14 protein-coding genes are annotated in these 14,517 nt (G+C 69.5%); 5 read left to right on the top strand and 9 right to left on the bottom strand.

Annotated elements, in window-relative coordinates:
* The first annotated feature begins 8 nt into the window (after positions 1 to 8).
* Entirely contained in the window at positions 9 to 2,942 is a 2,934-nt protein-coding gene (locus ABD212_RS00165) for a helix-turn-helix transcriptional regulator (protein ID WP_344089938.1), read from the top strand.
* A 135-nt stretch (positions 2,943 to 3,077) separates the two neighbouring features.
* Positions 3,078 to 3,206: a hypothetical protein gene (locus tag ABD212_RS00160; RefSeq protein WP_344089936.1), complete on the top strand. Its 129-nt coding sequence runs from the start codon at positions 3,078 to 3,080 to the stop codon at positions 3,204 to 3,206.
* A 17-nt stretch (positions 3,207 to 3,223) separates the two neighbouring features.
* On the opposite strand, the gene paaZ is transcribed toward ABD212_RS00160, so the two are convergent.
* From paaZ to ABD212_RS00145, 3 genes are read right to left on the bottom strand one after another with little or no spacing between them, the layout of a single operon-like run.
* Entirely contained in the window at positions 3,224 to 5,272 is a 2,049-nt protein-coding gene (paaZ, locus tag ABD212_RS00155) for a phenylacetic acid degradation bifunctional protein PaaZ (protein ID WP_344089934.1), read from the bottom strand.
* Positions 5,272 to 6,156, bottom strand: a complete 885-nt coding sequence (locus ABD212_RS00150) for a 3-hydroxyacyl-CoA dehydrogenase family protein (RefSeq protein WP_344089932.1) — start codon at positions 6,154 to 6,156, stop codon at positions 5,272 to 5,274. Before ABD212_RS00150 ends, paaZ begins: the two co-directional genes overlap by 1 nt.
* Positions 6,153 to 6,899 carry an enoyl-CoA hydratase/isomerase family protein gene (locus tag ABD212_RS00145; RefSeq protein WP_344089930.1) on the bottom strand — a complete coding sequence of 249 codons (747 nt, stop codon included), beginning with the start codon at positions 6,897 to 6,899 and terminating at the stop codon, positions 6,153 to 6,155. The genes ABD212_RS00150 and ABD212_RS00145 overlap by 4 nt, the downstream gene beginning before the upstream one ends.
* A 146-nt stretch (positions 6,900 to 7,045) precedes the next feature.
* Here ABD212_RS00145 and ABD212_RS00140 point away from each other — a divergent pair, with 146 nt between their 5' ends.
* A complete protein-coding gene (locus ABD212_RS00140) occupies positions 7,046 to 7,654 on the top strand; it encodes a TetR/AcrR family transcriptional regulator (protein ID WP_344089928.1) in 609 nt (202 codons plus the stop codon).
* Positions 7,655 to 7,673: 19 nt separating this feature from the next.
* Here the strand turns inward: ABD212_RS00140 and ABD212_RS00135 are convergent, their stop codons facing one another.
* The 6 genes from ABD212_RS00135 to paaA all read right to left on the bottom strand — a co-directional run bounded on the left by ABD212_RS00135 (position 7,674) and on the right by paaA (position 12,548).
* Complete coding sequence (locus ABD212_RS00135; protein ID WP_344089926.1) at positions 7,674 to 8,441, bottom strand: enoyl-CoA hydratase/isomerase family protein; 768 nt, start codon at positions 8,439 to 8,441, stop codon at positions 7,674 to 7,676.
* A gap of 160 nt (positions 8,442 to 8,601) precedes the next feature.
* Positions 8,602 to 9,780, bottom strand: a complete 1,179-nt coding sequence (paaE, locus tag ABD212_RS00130) for a 1,2-phenylacetyl-CoA epoxidase subunit PaaE (RefSeq protein WP_344089924.1) — start codon at positions 9,778 to 9,780, stop codon at positions 8,602 to 8,604.
* A complete protein-coding gene (paaD, locus tag ABD212_RS00125; protein ID WP_344089922.1) occupies positions 9,780 to 10,277 on the bottom strand; it encodes a 1,2-phenylacetyl-CoA epoxidase subunit PaaD in 498 nt (165 codons plus the stop codon). Before paaD ends, paaE begins: the two co-directional genes overlap by 1 nt.
* Entirely contained in the window at positions 10,271 to 11,086 is an 816-nt protein-coding gene (gene paaC / locus ABD212_RS00120; RefSeq protein WP_344092355.1) for a 1,2-phenylacetyl-CoA epoxidase subunit PaaC, read from the bottom strand. Before paaC ends, paaD begins: the two co-directional genes overlap by 7 nt.
* 137 nt (positions 11,087 to 11,223) lie before the next feature.
* A complete protein-coding gene (gene paaB, locus ABD212_RS00115) occupies positions 11,224 to 11,529 on the bottom strand; it encodes a 1,2-phenylacetyl-CoA epoxidase subunit PaaB (protein WP_344089920.1) in 306 nt (101 codons plus the stop codon).
* The gene (gene paaA, locus ABD212_RS00110; RefSeq protein ID WP_344089917.1) at positions 11,526 to 12,548 is read right to left on the bottom strand and encodes a 1,2-phenylacetyl-CoA epoxidase subunit PaaA; all 1,023 of its coding nucleotides are present in this window, start codon (positions 12,546 to 12,548) and stop codon (positions 11,526 to 11,528) included. Before paaA ends, paaB begins: the two co-directional genes overlap by 4 nt.
* 172 nt (positions 12,549 to 12,720) lie before the next feature.
* Here paaA and paaI point away from each other — a divergent pair, with 172 nt between their 5' ends.
* Together paaI and paaK are read left to right on the top strand one after the other, a co-directional pair.
* Positions 12,721 to 13,143 (top strand): hydroxyphenylacetyl-CoA thioesterase PaaI, encoded by a 423-nt coding sequence (gene paaI / locus ABD212_RS00105; protein ID WP_344089915.1) that lies wholly within the window; start codon positions 12,721 to 12,723, stop codon positions 13,141 to 13,143.
* A gap of 14 nt (positions 13,144 to 13,157) precedes the next feature.
* On the top strand, positions 13,158 to 14,468 hold the full coding sequence (gene paaK / locus ABD212_RS00100) for a phenylacetate--CoA ligase PaaK (protein ID WP_344089913.1): 1,311 nt from the start codon (positions 13,158 to 13,160) through the stop codon (positions 14,466 to 14,468).
* The last annotated feature ends 49 nt before the right edge of the window (positions 14,469 to 14,517 follow it).

Raw genomic sequence — 14,517 nt, 5'->3', positions numbered from 1 at the left:
ATGTGCTTATGCGCGCCGTCGTGAGCCCGTCCCTCGTCGGTCGTCAAGACGACCTCGAGGCGCTCCACGACGCCTACGCCGACAGCGCCGCAGGCTCCAGCCGCGCGGTGCTGGTCGGCGGCGAAGCCGGCATCGGCAAGACCCGACTCGTGGACGAGTTCCTGCGAACGCTTCCCGAAGACGCCATCGTGCTGCGCGGCCAGTCGATCGACCTCGATCGCGACGCCCCGCCGTACGCGCCGATCCTCTCGGTGCTCCGATCCCTCGCGCAGGAGGTCGGTGAGCAGGCGCTGTTCGCCGCATCCGGACCGGCCGGCGACGCGCTCGCCCTGCTGCTGCCCGATCTCAGCCTGAGCGCGTCGATGACCGAGGCGCCCGTTCGCGGCAGCGCCGAGCGTCTCTACGATGCGGTGGCCGAGGTGCTCGAGAACGTCGCGGCCGTCAGACCCGTCGTCCTCGTGATCGAAGACCTGCACTGGGTGGATCAGGCGAGCCTGGGCCTCCTGCGCTTTCTGGTCAGGGTCATCGAGCACTCGCGCCTGCTCATCGTCCTGACGTTCCGCAGCGACGAACTCGGACGCGGCAGCGCCCTGCGCGCGTGGCTGCCGGAACTCGACCGCAATCGCCGCGTGACACGGCTCGAACTCGCCCGCCTCGACCGCCGGCAGGTGCGCGAGATGGCGACGGCGATCCTCGACGGACCGCCCGACGAGGAGGAGCTCGCGCAGGTCTATCTGCGCACCGACGGTGTGCCCTTCTTCGTCGAGGAGCTGGTCTGCTGCAGCGGGGTGCAGAGCCTCGACGGCTTCCCCGAGACCCTCCGTGACATCCTGCTCGCACGCTACGACCAGCTCGCCGACGCCACACAGCGGATGCTGCGGCTGATCGCGGCCGGCGGGGTGCGCGTCGAGCACGAGCTGCTCGTCGCGGTGTGCGACGAGTCCCCCGACGCGATCGATGCCGCGGCGAGCGAGGCCATCGCCGGCAACGTGCTCGTGGTCGACGACACGGCCTACGCGTTCCGCCACGCCCTGGTCCGCGAGGCGATCCACGACCAGCTGCTCCCCGGCGAGCGGGTGCGCTTCCACACGCGATACGCCCAGGCACTGCTCGAGCACACCGGTGCGGGCGCCGCCGACGGCACCGCGGTCTCTTACCACTGGATGGCCGCGCACAACGTGCGAGAGGCGTTCATCGCGTCGGTCGCCGCGTTCCAGCAGGCGAGGGCGTCCTTCGCGTACGCCGCTGCGGCCAACATGGGCGAACGGGCGATCGAGCTCTGGGACCAGGTCGCGGACGCGGAGGAGCTCGCCGGGCGGACGAAGGTCCAGCTGCTGCACGACACGTCTTACGTGCTGCGCAACGCCGGCGAGAGCGAGCGGGCCATCGCACTGATCGACGACGCGATCGCGCTCTGCGAGCCGGACGATGTGCAGGTCTACGCACTCCTGCTTCGGAACAAGGCGTCGTACCTGGCCAACATCGGCCAGACCGGATCCATCGAACTGCTGCGCGAGGCGCTGGTGGTGCTCGACGGCGAGCCGCGCAGCGTGCTGCGTGCGAACGTGCTCGGCGAGCTCGCCGCCCGGCTCATGCTCCTGGCCCGATTCGAGGAGGCGATGGAGATGGCTGATGGGGCCTTCGCCGAGGCGACGGCGGTGGACAACAAGCCGCGCATGTCGGTCGCATCCAACATCCGAGGATTCTCACGGCTCGCGGGCGGTGACATCGAGGCCGGGCTCGCGGACCTCGCCCTTGCCGGCGAACTCGCGATCGGCAACGATTCGGCGCGCCTGCGGTACTGGGTGAACATGTCCGATGCGCTCCACCTGGTCGGTCGCTACGAAGAAGCCGTGCGGACGGCCGAGGAGGGCGCCGAACGTGCCCGGCAGCGCGGCGTCGAGCGCACCTCGGGTGCTGTGCTGCTGTCCAATGTCATCAGTCCGCTCTATGCCCTCGGGCAGACGGCCCGCGCCGACGAGATGCTCGATCGCGCGCTCGAACTCGACTCGCCGATCGGGTTCAGCGCACCCCTACGACGTATGAAGGTGCAGGCCGTGCTGTGGTCAGGAGATCGCACACAGGCGGAGCGCCTGCTGCGAGACTGGCGCGGACCGCTACGGCAACAGCAGCGCATGGATGCGCAGCTGGTTCTCAGCCTCGCCCTGGTGAGCGGCGAACTGGCCCTCGCCCGCGGAGAGACGGCCGAGGCGTGGCGCGAGGTCGCTGTGCTCCTCGACCCGGAGCACCGGTCGTTCCCGGCGTACGACCTTCCGCTCATCGCGCTGGCGGCGCGCGTGCTCGGCGCGGCCCGTGTGACGGGCACCGCGCTGCCCGGTGCGGGCGGCGACGCGACGTCAGCGGACGAACTCGAACGCGACGTGCGCTCCGCGCAGGCGGTCGCGCAGCGATGGCCCACAGCGCCCGCCTACTCGGCGATCGTCGATGCGGAACTGGGAGGGCCACGCGGCACCGGAACGGACCCCGCCCTGTGGGAGCGGGCCGTCGAGGCGGTGCACGACCCGATCGCCCCCGCCCGGCTCGCCCCCTACACCGCCTTCCGCCTCGCCGAGGCGCTGGCGAACGCAGGCGATCGCGCGGGTGCGCGCACGTGGGCGCAGGCGTCCCGCGAGTGGGCCGAGGCGATCGGCCTCGGTCTCATCGTCGACTCGGTCACAGAGCTCGAGCGTCGTGTCGGTGCCGTCGGCGGCGAGCATCGCGGCGATGCGCCAGTGGATGCGGCATCCATCGACAACCTGCTCACCGAGCGCGAGCGTCAGGTGCTCGACCTGATCGCGCACGGGCTGAGCAACCGCGCGATCGCGGAAGAGCTGTTCATCAGCACCAAGACGGCGAGCGTCCACGTGTCGAACATCCTGCGCAAGACCGGTGCGACGACCCGCACCGAGGCCGCATACCTCGCGCACAACGCGGCACGCTGACTGCCCGCCGGCACCGGCCTTAGAGCGTGGCCGAACGGCGCGGAGAAGATAGGGCGGATGCCGCACGCGGCAGGGCCACCTCAGAGACGAGTGTGACGGTCATCACACCGACTCCAACCCACGGAGGGCCGTCACATGGCAATCATTCTGCTCATCGCACTCGGGATCATCGCTCTCGCCGCGATCGCCGCAACCCTCGCGCAGCTCGGCCGCGACGGGTACCGGGCGGTCCCGACGCGACCGGAGCTGCTGCGCCGTCCCTGACCGGAACGCCGAGCGGGCTACGCGTTCTTGGCCACAAGGGTCAGCACGTCGTAGGTGGCGACGATCTCGTCGTCCTGGTTCAGGATGACGGCATCCCATCGCACTTCGCCATACTCGTCCGTCTCGCGAGGCGTGATCTGCTTCGCCGTCAGCGTCACGCGGATCGTGTCGCCCGGCGACACCGGCGTGATGAACCGCAGATTCTCCAGACCGTAGTTGGCGAGCACCGGACCCGGTTCGGGATCCACGAACAGCCCAGCGGCCCACGAGACGAGCAGGTAGCCGTGCGCGACGCGTCCGGGGAAGAACGGGTTCGCCGCAGCGGCCTCCTCGTCCATGTGGGCGTAGAACGTGTCGCCCGTGAAGTGCGCGAACGTCTCGATGTCGTCGAGGGTGACTTCGCGGGATGCCGACACCACCTGGTCGCCGAGCGACAGCTCGGCGAGGGACTTGCGGAACGGATGCCGGCCGCTCTGCACGGTCGCACCGGCGTGCCACACGCCGGTCAGCGCGGTCAGCATCTCGGGTGAGCCCTGGATCGCCGTCCGCTGCATGTGATGCAGGACCGCACGGATCCCGCCCAGCTCCTCACCACCGCCGGCACGCCCCGGTCCGCCGTGGATGAGGTGGGGCACGGGCGAGCCGTGCCCGGTGGACGTCCGCGCATTTTCGCGGCTGAGGAACAGCACCCGCCCGTTGAACGCGCCGATCCGGCTCATCAGCTCGACCGCGACATCCGGATCGTCGGTGGCGACGCTCGTCACGAGCGACCCCCCGCCGCGGTCGACGAGGTCGGCGGCTTCGGCGACGCTCGAATAGGTGAGCACGCTCGACACCGGGCCGAAGGCCTCGACCTCGTGCACCGCCTCGGCGCCGGCATCCGCGAATCCGACGAGGATCGGCGTGATGAAGGCGCCCTCGCGCGCCGGGCCGACCGTGCCGTCGGCTCGCACGACATCAGGGGCGTCCGACGAGCCGAGCAGGATCCGGCCCCCCGCGGCCTCGAGCGCCGCCACCTGCCTCAGCACCTCGTCGCGCTGTTCGAGCGAGACGAGCGGACCCATTGTGACGGCATCCGCGTGTGGATCGCCGATCACGACACGCTCGTCGATCTTCGACCTCAAGGCGTCGACGAGTGCGTCCACTGTGCCGACCGGCACGATCGCCCGCCGGATGGCGGTGCACTTCTGACCGGCCTTCGTCGTGAGCTCGACCATGAGCTGCTTCACGTAGGCGTCGAATGCGGGAGATCCGGGGGCGGCATCCGGACCCAGCACCGAGGCATTGATCGAGTCGGTCTCACTCGTGAAACGCACACCGCACGCGGCCTTCTCGCGCAGGCGCTCCGCGGTCGACGCGCTGCCGGTGAACCCTACGAGGTCGCCGAGCTTCAGATGCTCGAAGAGCGTGGGCACACCACCGCTCACGAGCTGCAGCGTCCCCTCGGGCAGCAGCCCCGACTCGACGAGGATCCGCACCCACGCCTCGGCGATGTAGCCCGTCGGGGTCGCGGGCTTCACCACGCTCGGCACGCCGGCGAGGAAAGCCGGGGCGAACTTCTCGAGCGCGCCCCACATCGGGAAGTTGAAGGCGTTGATCTGCACGGCGACCCCCGGGAGGCGGGTGTACACATGCCGCCCGAGGAATGAACCGTCCTTCGAGAGCGACTCGACGGGGCCGTCGACGTAGACCTTGGCATTCGGAAGCTCGCGACGGCCCTTCGACGAGTAGGTGAAGAGCACGCCGATCCCCCCGTCGATGTCGCTGAGCGAGTCGCGCACGGTCGACCCGGAGCGCTTGGACAGCTCGTACAGTTCCTGCTTGCGATCCGTCAGGACCAGCGCGAACTCCTTGAGCAGCACGGCACGCTGGTGGAACGTCAGCTCGCCGAGGCTGCGCTGCCCCACCGTGCGGGCGTAGTCGAGCGCCGCGGCGAGATCGAGCCCCTTCGTGCTGACGTGCGCGACGATCTCGCCGGTCGAGGCGTCGCGCACCACCGCCGCATCGCCCCCGTCGGACGGGGTCCACCACGATCCCTGGACGTAACTCGGCAGGATCTCGGGCATCAGTCGCTCCATTCGTAGAATCCGCGGCCGGTCTTGCGACCCAGGTGTCCTTCGCCGACGAGGCGCTGCAGCAGCTCGGGCGGCGCGAACCTTTCGCCGAGCTTGCGGTGCAGCTCCTCGGCGATCCCGAGGCGGACGTCGAGTCCGACGACATCCGTCGTGCGCAGCGGCCCCATCGGATGCCGGTACCCCAGCTGCATCGCCAGGTCGATGTCCTCGGCGGTCGCGACGCCCTCCTGGAGCATGCGGATCGCCTCCAGCCCGAGGGCGACCCCGAGGCGGCTCGACGCGAATCCGGGCGCGTCGCGCACCACGATCGGCGTCTTGCCGATCGCCGCGACCCAGGTACGGGCCACCGTGTCGAGGCCTGGATCGGTGGCGGCTCCCATCACGATCTCCACGAGAGCGGAGGCGGGGACGGGGTTGAAGAAGTGCATCCCCAGGAACCGGGCGGGTCGGCGCAGCTCGCCGGCGAGGTCATCGATCGAGATCGAGGAGGTGTTGGATGCGACGACGACGTCGTCGGGGAGGACGCCCTCGACTCGGGCCAGCGCCTCGACCTTCGACGCCCGATCTTCGGGGACGGCCTCGATCACGAGACCGCATGCCGCGAACGCCTCGACATCCATGCCCGTCTCGAGCGCTCGCTCCAGAGCATCGAGCGCCAGCGCCGCCGTGCCGCGCTGCACCGAGCGGGCCAGGCTGTCGCGAATGCGGGCGGATGCGGCATCCATCGACTGCTCGTCGCGTTCGACGACGGTCACTCGGCTGCCCGCGAGAAGGAACGCGTGCGCGATGCCCGCGCCCATGCGGCCGCCGCCGAGCACTCCGACATGCGCGGGAGCGCCCGGCCCCGAGATGCGCTGGTCCGGCGCGGTGCTCATCGGCGCCTCCTCTCGAGGAACTCGGTCATGCGCCGCACCTTCTCGGAGCTCTCGAAGAGCTCCGCCTGCAGTTCGAGCTCGATGCCCGGGTGCGCGTCGGCGGGCGCGAGCAGTGCCGACTTGGTGTGGCGGGTCGCCAGCGGATCGTTGGCGGCGATGCGGTCTGCGATGGTGTGAGCGGCGGGCAGCAGATCGTCCGGATCGTGCAGTGACGAGACCAGGCCCCAGGCCAGCGCCTCATCGGCCGTGAGGACGCGACCGGTGAGCAGCAGCTCGCTCGCCCGTGCATGCCCGACGATCTCGGGGAGCCGCCAGGTCGCCCCGGCGGCGGCGATGATCCCGAGCCCGGTCTCAGGGTTGCCGAGCTTCGCCTGCGGAGTCGCGATGCGGATGTCGGCGGCATAGGCCAGTTCCGCTCCGCCGCCGAGCGCCCAGCCGTCTATGGCGGCGATGACCGGCATCGGCAGGTTCCGGATGCGCCGGAACGCCATGGTGTTGATTCCGCGGCGGGCATCGTCGGCGTGGCGCTCACGCAACTGCGAGATATCCGCCCCTGAGGCGAAGACTCCCCCGGCGCCGGTGAGGATGAGCACCCGCGGCTCGGCTTCGAGCTCGGCGCAAAGCACGTGGAGCGCGTCGACCAGCTGCTGATCGATCGCATTGCGGGTCGCCGGGCGATCGAGCGTCGCGACGACGCGGTCGGGCGCCCGTTCGATGTGGAGCGCCGATTCGGACTCAGCCATCGTCATCCTCTCGACCACACGCGTCGTCGCGCCGCGGCCATGCTCCACAGGCAATTGCTTACCGATCGTTCAGAAATCATGGCAGAACGGCAGGATGTTCGCAAAGGCCGCCCGGGCAAGCCCGCCCCAAGTGCCAGACTGAGGCCATGACGACCGTCGAACCCCCTGCGGCCCGCCGCCGCGGGCGCCCGGGTTACGACCGCGACGAGGTGCTCGCCGCCGCGGTCACGCTGTTCAACGAGCAGGGGTATGACGCGACATCCGTGTCGGATCTCGCGGCCCGGCTCGGGCTCACCAAGTCCGCGATGTACCACCACTTCGCGTCGAAGGAGCAGCTCCTCGAGAGAGCGCTGGGCGAGGCGCTCGACGGCCTCGAGGGCGTGCTCGCACAGCCCGGAGCGCAGCAGGGGTCGGCATCCGAGCGTCTGCACTTCGTGCTGCGCGCCGCAGTCGAGGTACTGCTCGACCGGCTCCCGTATGTGACCCTCCTGCTGCGCGTGCGCGGCAACAGCGACATCGAGCGCGCGGCGCTCGCGCGCCGCCGTTCGTTCGATCATCAGATGGCGTCGCTCGTGCGAGAGGCGCAGGCGTCCGGATCGGTGCGGCCGGATGTCGACAGCGCCATCGTCACGCGCCTCATCTTCGGCATGCTCAACTCCACGATCGAGTGGTACCGGCCCAGCGGACCGAAGGATCGCGACGCCCTGACCCACGACATCCTCACCGTCGCGTTCGACGGGATCCGCCCGCGCTGAATCCCACACCGGACGCCGCTCAGCCCCTGAACCGGGGAGAGCGCTTCTGCTGGAACGCCTCGAAGCCCTCACGGTAGTCGTCGGTGTCGCACAGCGCCGCCTGGGCGGCGTTCTCGGCATCCATCGCCTGCCACAGACCCAGCCGTTCGTCGCGCAGTGCGCGGACGAGCTCCTTGCTCGCGCGGAACGCCTGCGTCGCACCGTTCGCAGCCTTCTCGGCTGCCTCGATCGTGGCTGAGACGACCTCGTCGTCGGCGAACACGCGCGAGAACAGGCCGGCCGCAACGGCCTCGGTGCCCGACATCAGCCGTCCGGTGTAGATCAGGTCGAGCGTGCGGTGGGCGCCGAGTCGCTCGTAGAACAGGGCATGGCCGCCCGAGTCGAGCGTAGCGCCCAGCGCGGCGAAGGGCGAGCCGATCTTGGCGCTCTCGGCGACGTAGACGACGTCGGTGGCGATCAGCAGCCCGAGGCCGACGCCGAGGCAGGCACCGTGCGCCGCGGCGAAGGTCGGAGCGGGAAACGCCGACATGCGCTTCAGCAGCGGCGTGACCAGCCCGCCGAGGTATCCGATGACGTCGTCGTCCCGCGGGTCGACGGCCGAGATGTCGCGCCCCGCGCAGAACGCACGACCCTCGCCGCGCAGCACGAGAGCACGAACCCCGGATGCCGCGGCCTCGCCATAGGCGGCATCCAGGTCACGAAGCGCGCCCTCGTCGAGCGCGTTCAGCTTTGCGGGGTTGTCGAGCACGATATGGGCGACCGGGCCATCGATGCGAAGGTCGATCATCGGGTGCCTCTCTCGACTGCGCATCGGCTCGTCCGCGGCGGACACGTTGCGCTGGGATCAGGCGATGTCGCCCCTTCCGGGCGATTCCGCCGGCTTCCCGCCTGATGTCGCGGCATCACCTGACCTCGCGACATGGTGGATCCGTTCATCAGCATCCGCCTCACACGTCGTAGTCGACGACGACGCGGTCGGTGGTCGGGTGCGACTGGCAGGTGAGGACGTAGCCCCGCTCGAGCTCATCGGGCTCGAGCGCGTAGTTCTCGGTCATCGCGACGGATCCGGCGAGCAGGCGCGCACGGCAGGTGCCGCAGACGCCCCCGGCGCACGCGAACGGCACGTCCGACCGCACCCGAAGCGCCGCGTTGAGGATCGATTCGTGGGCGCTGGTGGGACTCTCGATCGTCGAGGACTGGCCGTCCAGGGTGATCTCGATCGTGAAGACCGGATCGCCCTGCTGCACAATGACCGGCCGCCCCGCGTCGCCTTCGTCCCGACCCGGCTCTCCTGTCGTGAACAGCTCGTAGCGCACGTGCGAGCGATCGACACCGAGGCTTCCGAGAGTGTCGCGGCATAGCTGGACGAGCTCGAACGGCCCGCAGAGGAACCATTCGTCCACCGTCTCGGGGAGCACGAGCGTGTCGAGGATGCGCCGGAGGCGCTCCTCGTCGATCCGGCCCGACAGCAGCGGCGCCGAGCGCTGCTCGCGCGACAGCACATGGTGCAGAGCCAGGCGGGTCGGGTAGCGGTCCTTGAGATCGGCGAGCTCATCGAGGAACATGACGTCCGTCGTCGACCGATTCGTGTACACGAGGGTGAAGCGCGACGTGTCGGATCGCGCGAGCACGGTCGCTGCGAGTGCCATCAGAGGCGTGATGCCCGACCCTGCGGCGATGCCGGCGACGTGGGCGTCGTCGAGGTCGGCCAGGGTCGAGGTGAACGTGCCCTGCGGGCTCATGACGTCCAGCTCGTCACCGGGCTTCAGCTCGCTGAGCGCCCACGTCGAGAAGCGGCCGCCGAGGTCGCGCTTGATCGCGACGCTCACCGATCCGGGTGTCGGCGGGCGGCAGAGCGAGTAGGAGCGGCGCACCTCGCGCCCGTCGATCTCCGCGCGCAGCGCGACGTGCTGACCGGCGAGGTAGTCGAACTCGCCGACCAGCTCGTCAGGCACGGCGAACGTGACCTCGGCGGAGGAATCGGTGAGCGCACGCACGTCGGCGACGCGAAGCGTGTGGAACCGGGCGCGCCTGCGCGTTCCCGAGGGCCCCCCGACCGCGCTCGCGAGGAACGCGTCCGCGATCTGGGTGGCATCGTCGACGCTCCCGATCTGCTGCGAGGGCATCAGTGCACCTTGAAGTGATCGAACGGCTCGAGGCACGCGCGGCACTCGTAGAGCGCCTTGCAGGACGTCGATCCGAACCGCGAGACCTCGCGCGTGTCGAGCGAGCCGCAGCGCGGACACTTCACCGCCAGCGAGAGCTTGAGCGGACCGACCGCAGCGCGGCCGGTCGGCGGCGCGATGCCGTAGTCGGTGAGCTTCTGCTTGCCGGCATCCGTCATCCAGTCCGTCGTCCACGCAGGCGAGAGGGTGAGCCGCACTTCGACGTCGTCGAAGCCCGCCGCCGAAAGGGCGAGCACGAGATCGTCGCGGATGACGTCCATCGCGGGGCATCCCGAGTAGGTCGGCGTGATGGTGACCGTGACGCGATCGCCGTGGGCGCGCACATCGCGGAGCACACCGAGATCCTCGATCGTGAGGACCGGCACCTCAGGATCCTTCACGGCCGAGGCGATCGCGCGGGCACGCACCGCGGCATCCGTCTGGTAGGTCGTCACCATGTCGCCCCCGGATGCTGCCTCGCGAGCACCTGCATCTCGGCGAGGAGGTAGCCGAGGGTCGAGAAATGCGACCCTCGGCGGCCGCCGCCCGAGGACACGAAACCCTCGGGAACGGTCAGTTCTGCTTCGGCGAACACCGCCGCAACAACCGCGTCGAATCGGTCGCGCAGGGCGGACGGCCGCGCCGCGACGCCGATCTCGGCGAGCCGATCGGTCAGCGGTTCATCGCGGAACAGCTCGTCGATGTAGGGCCACACGTCGGCGACGGCGCTGATCATCCGCCGCCGGGATTCGTCGGTGCCGCCCGCGAGGCGCAGTGTCCACTGCACGGCGTGGTCGCGGTGGTAGTCGACCTCCTTCACGGCCTTGTCGGCGATCGCCGCGAGAGTGTCGTCGGCGGACGAACTCAGCGCCGAGTACAGCTCGAACTGATAGACGGATGCCGCGAGCTGGCGCGCGATCGTGTGGGCGAAGTCTCCGTTCGGCTGCTCGAAGAGCCATGCGCTGCGGAACTCGGGCTCGTCGCGCCAGTAGGCGAGGTCGTCCTCGCTGCGTCCGTCGAAGGTGCCGGCGTAGCGCAGCAGAGATCGGGCGTGACCGAGGAGGTCGAGTGCGATGTTGCCGAGGGCTACGTCCTCTTCGAGTTCGGGAGCCCGCGCGATCCACGCGCCGAGCTGCTGCGACAGGATGAGCGCGTCGTCGCCGAGACACAGCGCGTACTCGGCGACATCGGCCGTCGCCGCGAGACCCTCGGCCCCGGCGAGCTCGGCGGAGAGCTCGACCTGATCGACCGTGACCTCGCCGCGCAGATCGGTGTCGGGCGTGGGTTCGGGGCGTTTCGTCTCGCCTTCGGCTCGCTCAACGACCGGGGGGACGACCCGCCCCTCGCCTGCGCCCTCCTCGGTCGTTGAGCGAGCGGAGCGAGACGAAACGCGCTGCACATCGCTCACAGGTGGGGCACCCCCTCGGATGCCGTGTAGTAACGGGCGTGCCGGTAGTTCTTGCCGGCGGGCGACTCGAAGAACGCGCCCTTCGAGTCCGGATCGCTCGTCGTGATCGCGTCGGAAGGGACGACCCACACGGACGTCCCCTCGCCCCGACGGGTGTAGACATCCCGCGCGTTGCGCAGCGCGAACTCGGCATCCGGAGCGTGCAGCGACCCCGCGTGCACGTGCGACAGCCCGCGGTTCGCGCGGACGAACACCTCCCACAGCGGCCAGGTTTCGCGGTCGGACGACCCCGGGGCGGTCATGATGCCACCCCCGTCGGTTGAGCGCGTTTCGTCTCGTCGCTTCGCTCCTCGCTCAACGACCGAGGGAAGGCATGCTTATCGGCGTAGGCAGCCGCGGCCTCGCGCACCCACGCGCCGTCGTCGTGCGCGCTGCGGCGGTTCTGCAGGCGCACCGCATTCATGGGCCCTCGTCCCGCCAGCACCTCGAAGAACTCGGTCCAGTCGATCTCGCTCATGTGCCAGCGCTGGGCGTCCTGATCCCACCGCAGCTCGGGGTCGGGCAGCGTCACACCCAGGATCTCGGCCTGGGGTACCAGCATCCCGACGAACCTCTGCCGCAGCTCGTCGTTCGAGAAGCGCTTGATCTTCCACGCCATGGACTGCGCCGAGTTCGGTGACGCGTCGTCGGGCGGGCCGAACATCATGAGCGACGGCCAGTACCAGCGGTTCACGGCATCCTGCGCCATCTCGCGCTGTGCGGGCGTGCCCTGCATGAGCGTCAGCAGGATCTCGAACCCCTGGCGCTGGTGGAAGGACTCCTCTTTGCAGACGCGCACCATCGCCCGCCCGTAGGGCCCGTACGACGCGCGGCACAGCGGCACCTGGTTGCAGATGGCGGCGCCGTCGACGAGCCATCCGATCGCACCCATGTCGGCCCACGTCGGAGTCGGGTAGTTGAAGATCGACGAGTACTTCGCCTTGCCGTCGATGAGCTGCTGGGTCATCTCGTCGCGCGTGATGCCGAGCGTCTGGGCGGCCGAGTAGAGGTACAGCCCATGGCCCGCCTCGTCCTGCACCTTCGCCATGAGGATCGCCTTGCGCTTGAGGCTCGGCGCCCGCGTGATCCAGTTGCCCTCGGGCTGCATGCCGATGATCTCGGAGTGCGCGTGCTGCGAGATCTGCCGGATGAGGGTCTTTCGGTACGCATCCGGCATCCAGTCCCGCGGCTCGATGCGCTGCTCGGCGGCGATGAGCGCGTCGAAGTCCGCCTGCGCCTCGTCGTCGCGCTCCATGACGGACAGATCGGGTGCGGTCATCATCGACTCTCCTCGGACGTGCCTGCGGATTTACAGAACGATCGTTCAGTAAGCGTAACAACCAATCCACCGGGCGGCAAGCCTGCGGCATCCGCGTTCCGAAACATTTACAGACCGAACGTTCACTTATCCGGTATAGTCGTGCACGAACGCGACCGACTCGACGGAGAGTGCCATGACGGATGCCGACAACCCGCGCGCCGCAGCCCGTCCGATGATGCGGCGCGACCGCGCCTCGGCGGCGCTGGGCATGGTGGTCGAGCGAGACGAACCGGGCTTCGCCGTCGTCTCCATGCCCATCCGCGACGATATGACGAACGGCTTCGCCGTGACCCACGGTGGTCTGGTGTTCGCCGTCGCCGACACGGCGTTCGCGATCGCGTGCAATGAGGACGAGTCGGTGACGGTGGCCGCGGGCGCCGACATCACGTTCCTGAAGTCCACCCGATCGGGTCAGACCCTCACCGCCCAGGCGAGCCGGCGCGCGGTGGTCGGCCGCACCGGGCTCTACGACGTGACCGTCACGGATGAGACCGGCGACGTCGTCGCGGAGTTCCGCGGACGGTCGATCACGACCCGCCGCCCGCCGACCGAATGAATCGGAGCAGTCCCATGTCAACGACGACCCTGCCGGCGCCGACCGATCCATCGATGCTCGACCCCGAGGAGCGTCTCGACCGCTCCGCACTCGAGGCGCTGCAGCTCGAGCGACTGCAGTGGACGGTCCGCCACGCCTACGAGAACGTTCCCCTGTACACGCGCAAGTTGGATGATGCCGGCGTATCGCCCGACGACATCCGCTCGCTCGACGACGTGCGCAGGCTGCCCTTCACGACGAAAGAGGACCTTCGCCAGACCTACCCGTTCGGGATGTTCGCGGTGCCGATGGCGGACGTCCGCCGCATCCACGCCTCATCCGGCACCACCGGGCGCCCCACGGTGGTCGGGTACACCGCGGGCGACCTCGATCGGTGGGCCACCCTGATGACGCGCTCGCTGCGGGCCAGCGGCATCCGTCCGGGCATGAAGGTCCACAACGCGTACGGCTATGGGCTCTTCACCGGCGGGCTCGGCGCTCACGCCGGCATCGAGAAGCTGGGCGCCACCGTCATCCCGATGTCGGGCGGGCAGACCGCGCGCCAGGTGCAGCTGATCATCGACTTCGAACCGGACGCGATCCTGTGCACGCCGAGCTACCTGCTCACCATCGCGGACGCCATCGAGCAGGCCGGGATCGATCCGCGCTCGACGTCGCTCAAGGTGGCGGTGCTCGGCGCCGAGCCATGGACCAACGAGATGCGCGCAGAACTCGAGCGGCGACTCGACCTCGATGCCGTCGACATCTACGGGCTGAGCGAGGTGATGGGGCCGGGCGTCGGCAACGAATGCGTCGAGACGAAGGACGGCCCGCACATCTGGGAGGACCACTTCCTGCCCGAGATCGTCAGCGACGACGGTCAGCCCCTCGCCGAAGGCGACCGCGGCGAGCTCGTCTTCACGTCGCTCACCAAAGAGGCCTTCCCCGTGCTGCGGTACCGCACGCGCGACCTCACCCGCCTGCTGCCGGGCACGGCACGTCCGGCCATGCGGCGCATCGAGAAGATCACCGGCCGCAACGACGACATGATCATCCTGCGCGGCGTCAATCTCTTCCCGACCCAGATCGAAGAGCTCGTCCTGGGCATCGAGACGCTGACACCGCATTTCATCCTCGAACTGACGCGCGAGGGACGAATGGATGCTCTCACCGTGCGCATCGAGCGACACCCCGACCTCTCGCGCGAGACATGCGAAGCCGCTGCGGAGGTGCTGGCCCAGCGCATCAAGGTGCACATCGGCTCCACTGTGGCCGTGAAGCTCGAGGAGCCCGGCACGCTCCCCCGCAGCGAGGGGAAGTACAAGCGGGTCTACGACCTGCGCTGATCAGTCGCATCTGCGCCGGGATGCCGGAATCCCCGCGAGCGACCGCCGG

Source organism: Microbacterium deminutum (assembly GCF_039530205.1).
Classification (GTDB): Bacteria; Actinomycetota; Actinomycetes; order Actinomycetales; family Microbacteriaceae; genus Microbacterium; species Microbacterium deminutum.
Note: the sequence above shows the minus strand (reverse complement) of the source record. Positions and strands in the feature narration are given on the sequence as shown.

Bases quoted from the DNA above. Each gene is read 5' to 3' on its own strand.
- ABD212_RS00165 (WP_344089938.1), top strand. From the start codon at position 9: ATGCGCGCCGTCGTGAGCCCGTCCCTCGTCGGTCGTCAAGACGACCTC.
- ABD212_RS00160 (WP_344089936.1), top strand. From the start codon at position 3,078: ATGGCAATCATTCTGCTCATCGCACTCGGGATCATCGCTCTCGCCGCG.
- paaZ (WP_344089934.1), bottom strand. From the start codon at position 5,272: ATGCCCGAGATCCTGCCGAGTTACGTCCAGGGATCGTGGTGGACCCCG.
- ABD212_RS00150 (WP_344089932.1), bottom strand. From the start codon at position 6,156: ATGAGCACCGCGCCGGACCAGCGCATCTCGGGGCCGGGCGCTCCCGCG.
- ABD212_RS00145 (WP_344089930.1), bottom strand. From the start codon at position 6,899: ATGGCTGAGTCCGAATCGGCGCTCCACATCGAACGGGCGCCCGACCGC.
- ABD212_RS00140 (WP_344089928.1), top strand. From the start codon at position 7,046: ATGACGACCGTCGAACCCCCTGCGGCCCGCCGCCGCGGGCGCCCGGGT.
- ABD212_RS00135 (WP_344089926.1), bottom strand. From the start codon at position 8,441: ATGATCGACCTTCGCATCGATGGCCCGGTCGCCCATATCGTGCTCGAC.
- paaE (WP_344089924.1), bottom strand. From the start codon at position 9,780: ATGCCCTCGCAGCAGATCGGGAGCGTCGACGATGCCACCCAGATCGCG.
- paaD (WP_344089922.1), bottom strand. From the start codon at position 10,277: ATGGTGACGACCTACCAGACGGATGCCGCGGTGCGTGCCCGCGCGATC.
- paaB (WP_344089920.1), bottom strand. From the start codon at position 11,529: ATGACCGCCCCGGGGTCGTCCGACCGCGAAACCTGGCCGCTGTGGGAG.
- paaA (WP_344089917.1), bottom strand. From the start codon at position 12,548: ATGATGACCGCACCCGATCTGTCCGTCATGGAGCGCGACGACGAGGCG.
- paaI (WP_344089915.1), top strand. From the start codon at position 12,721: ATGACGGATGCCGACAACCCGCGCGCCGCAGCCCGTCCGATGATGCGG.
- paaK (WP_344089913.1), top strand. From the start codon at position 13,158: ATGTCAACGACGACCCTGCCGGCGCCGACCGATCCATCGATGCTCGAC.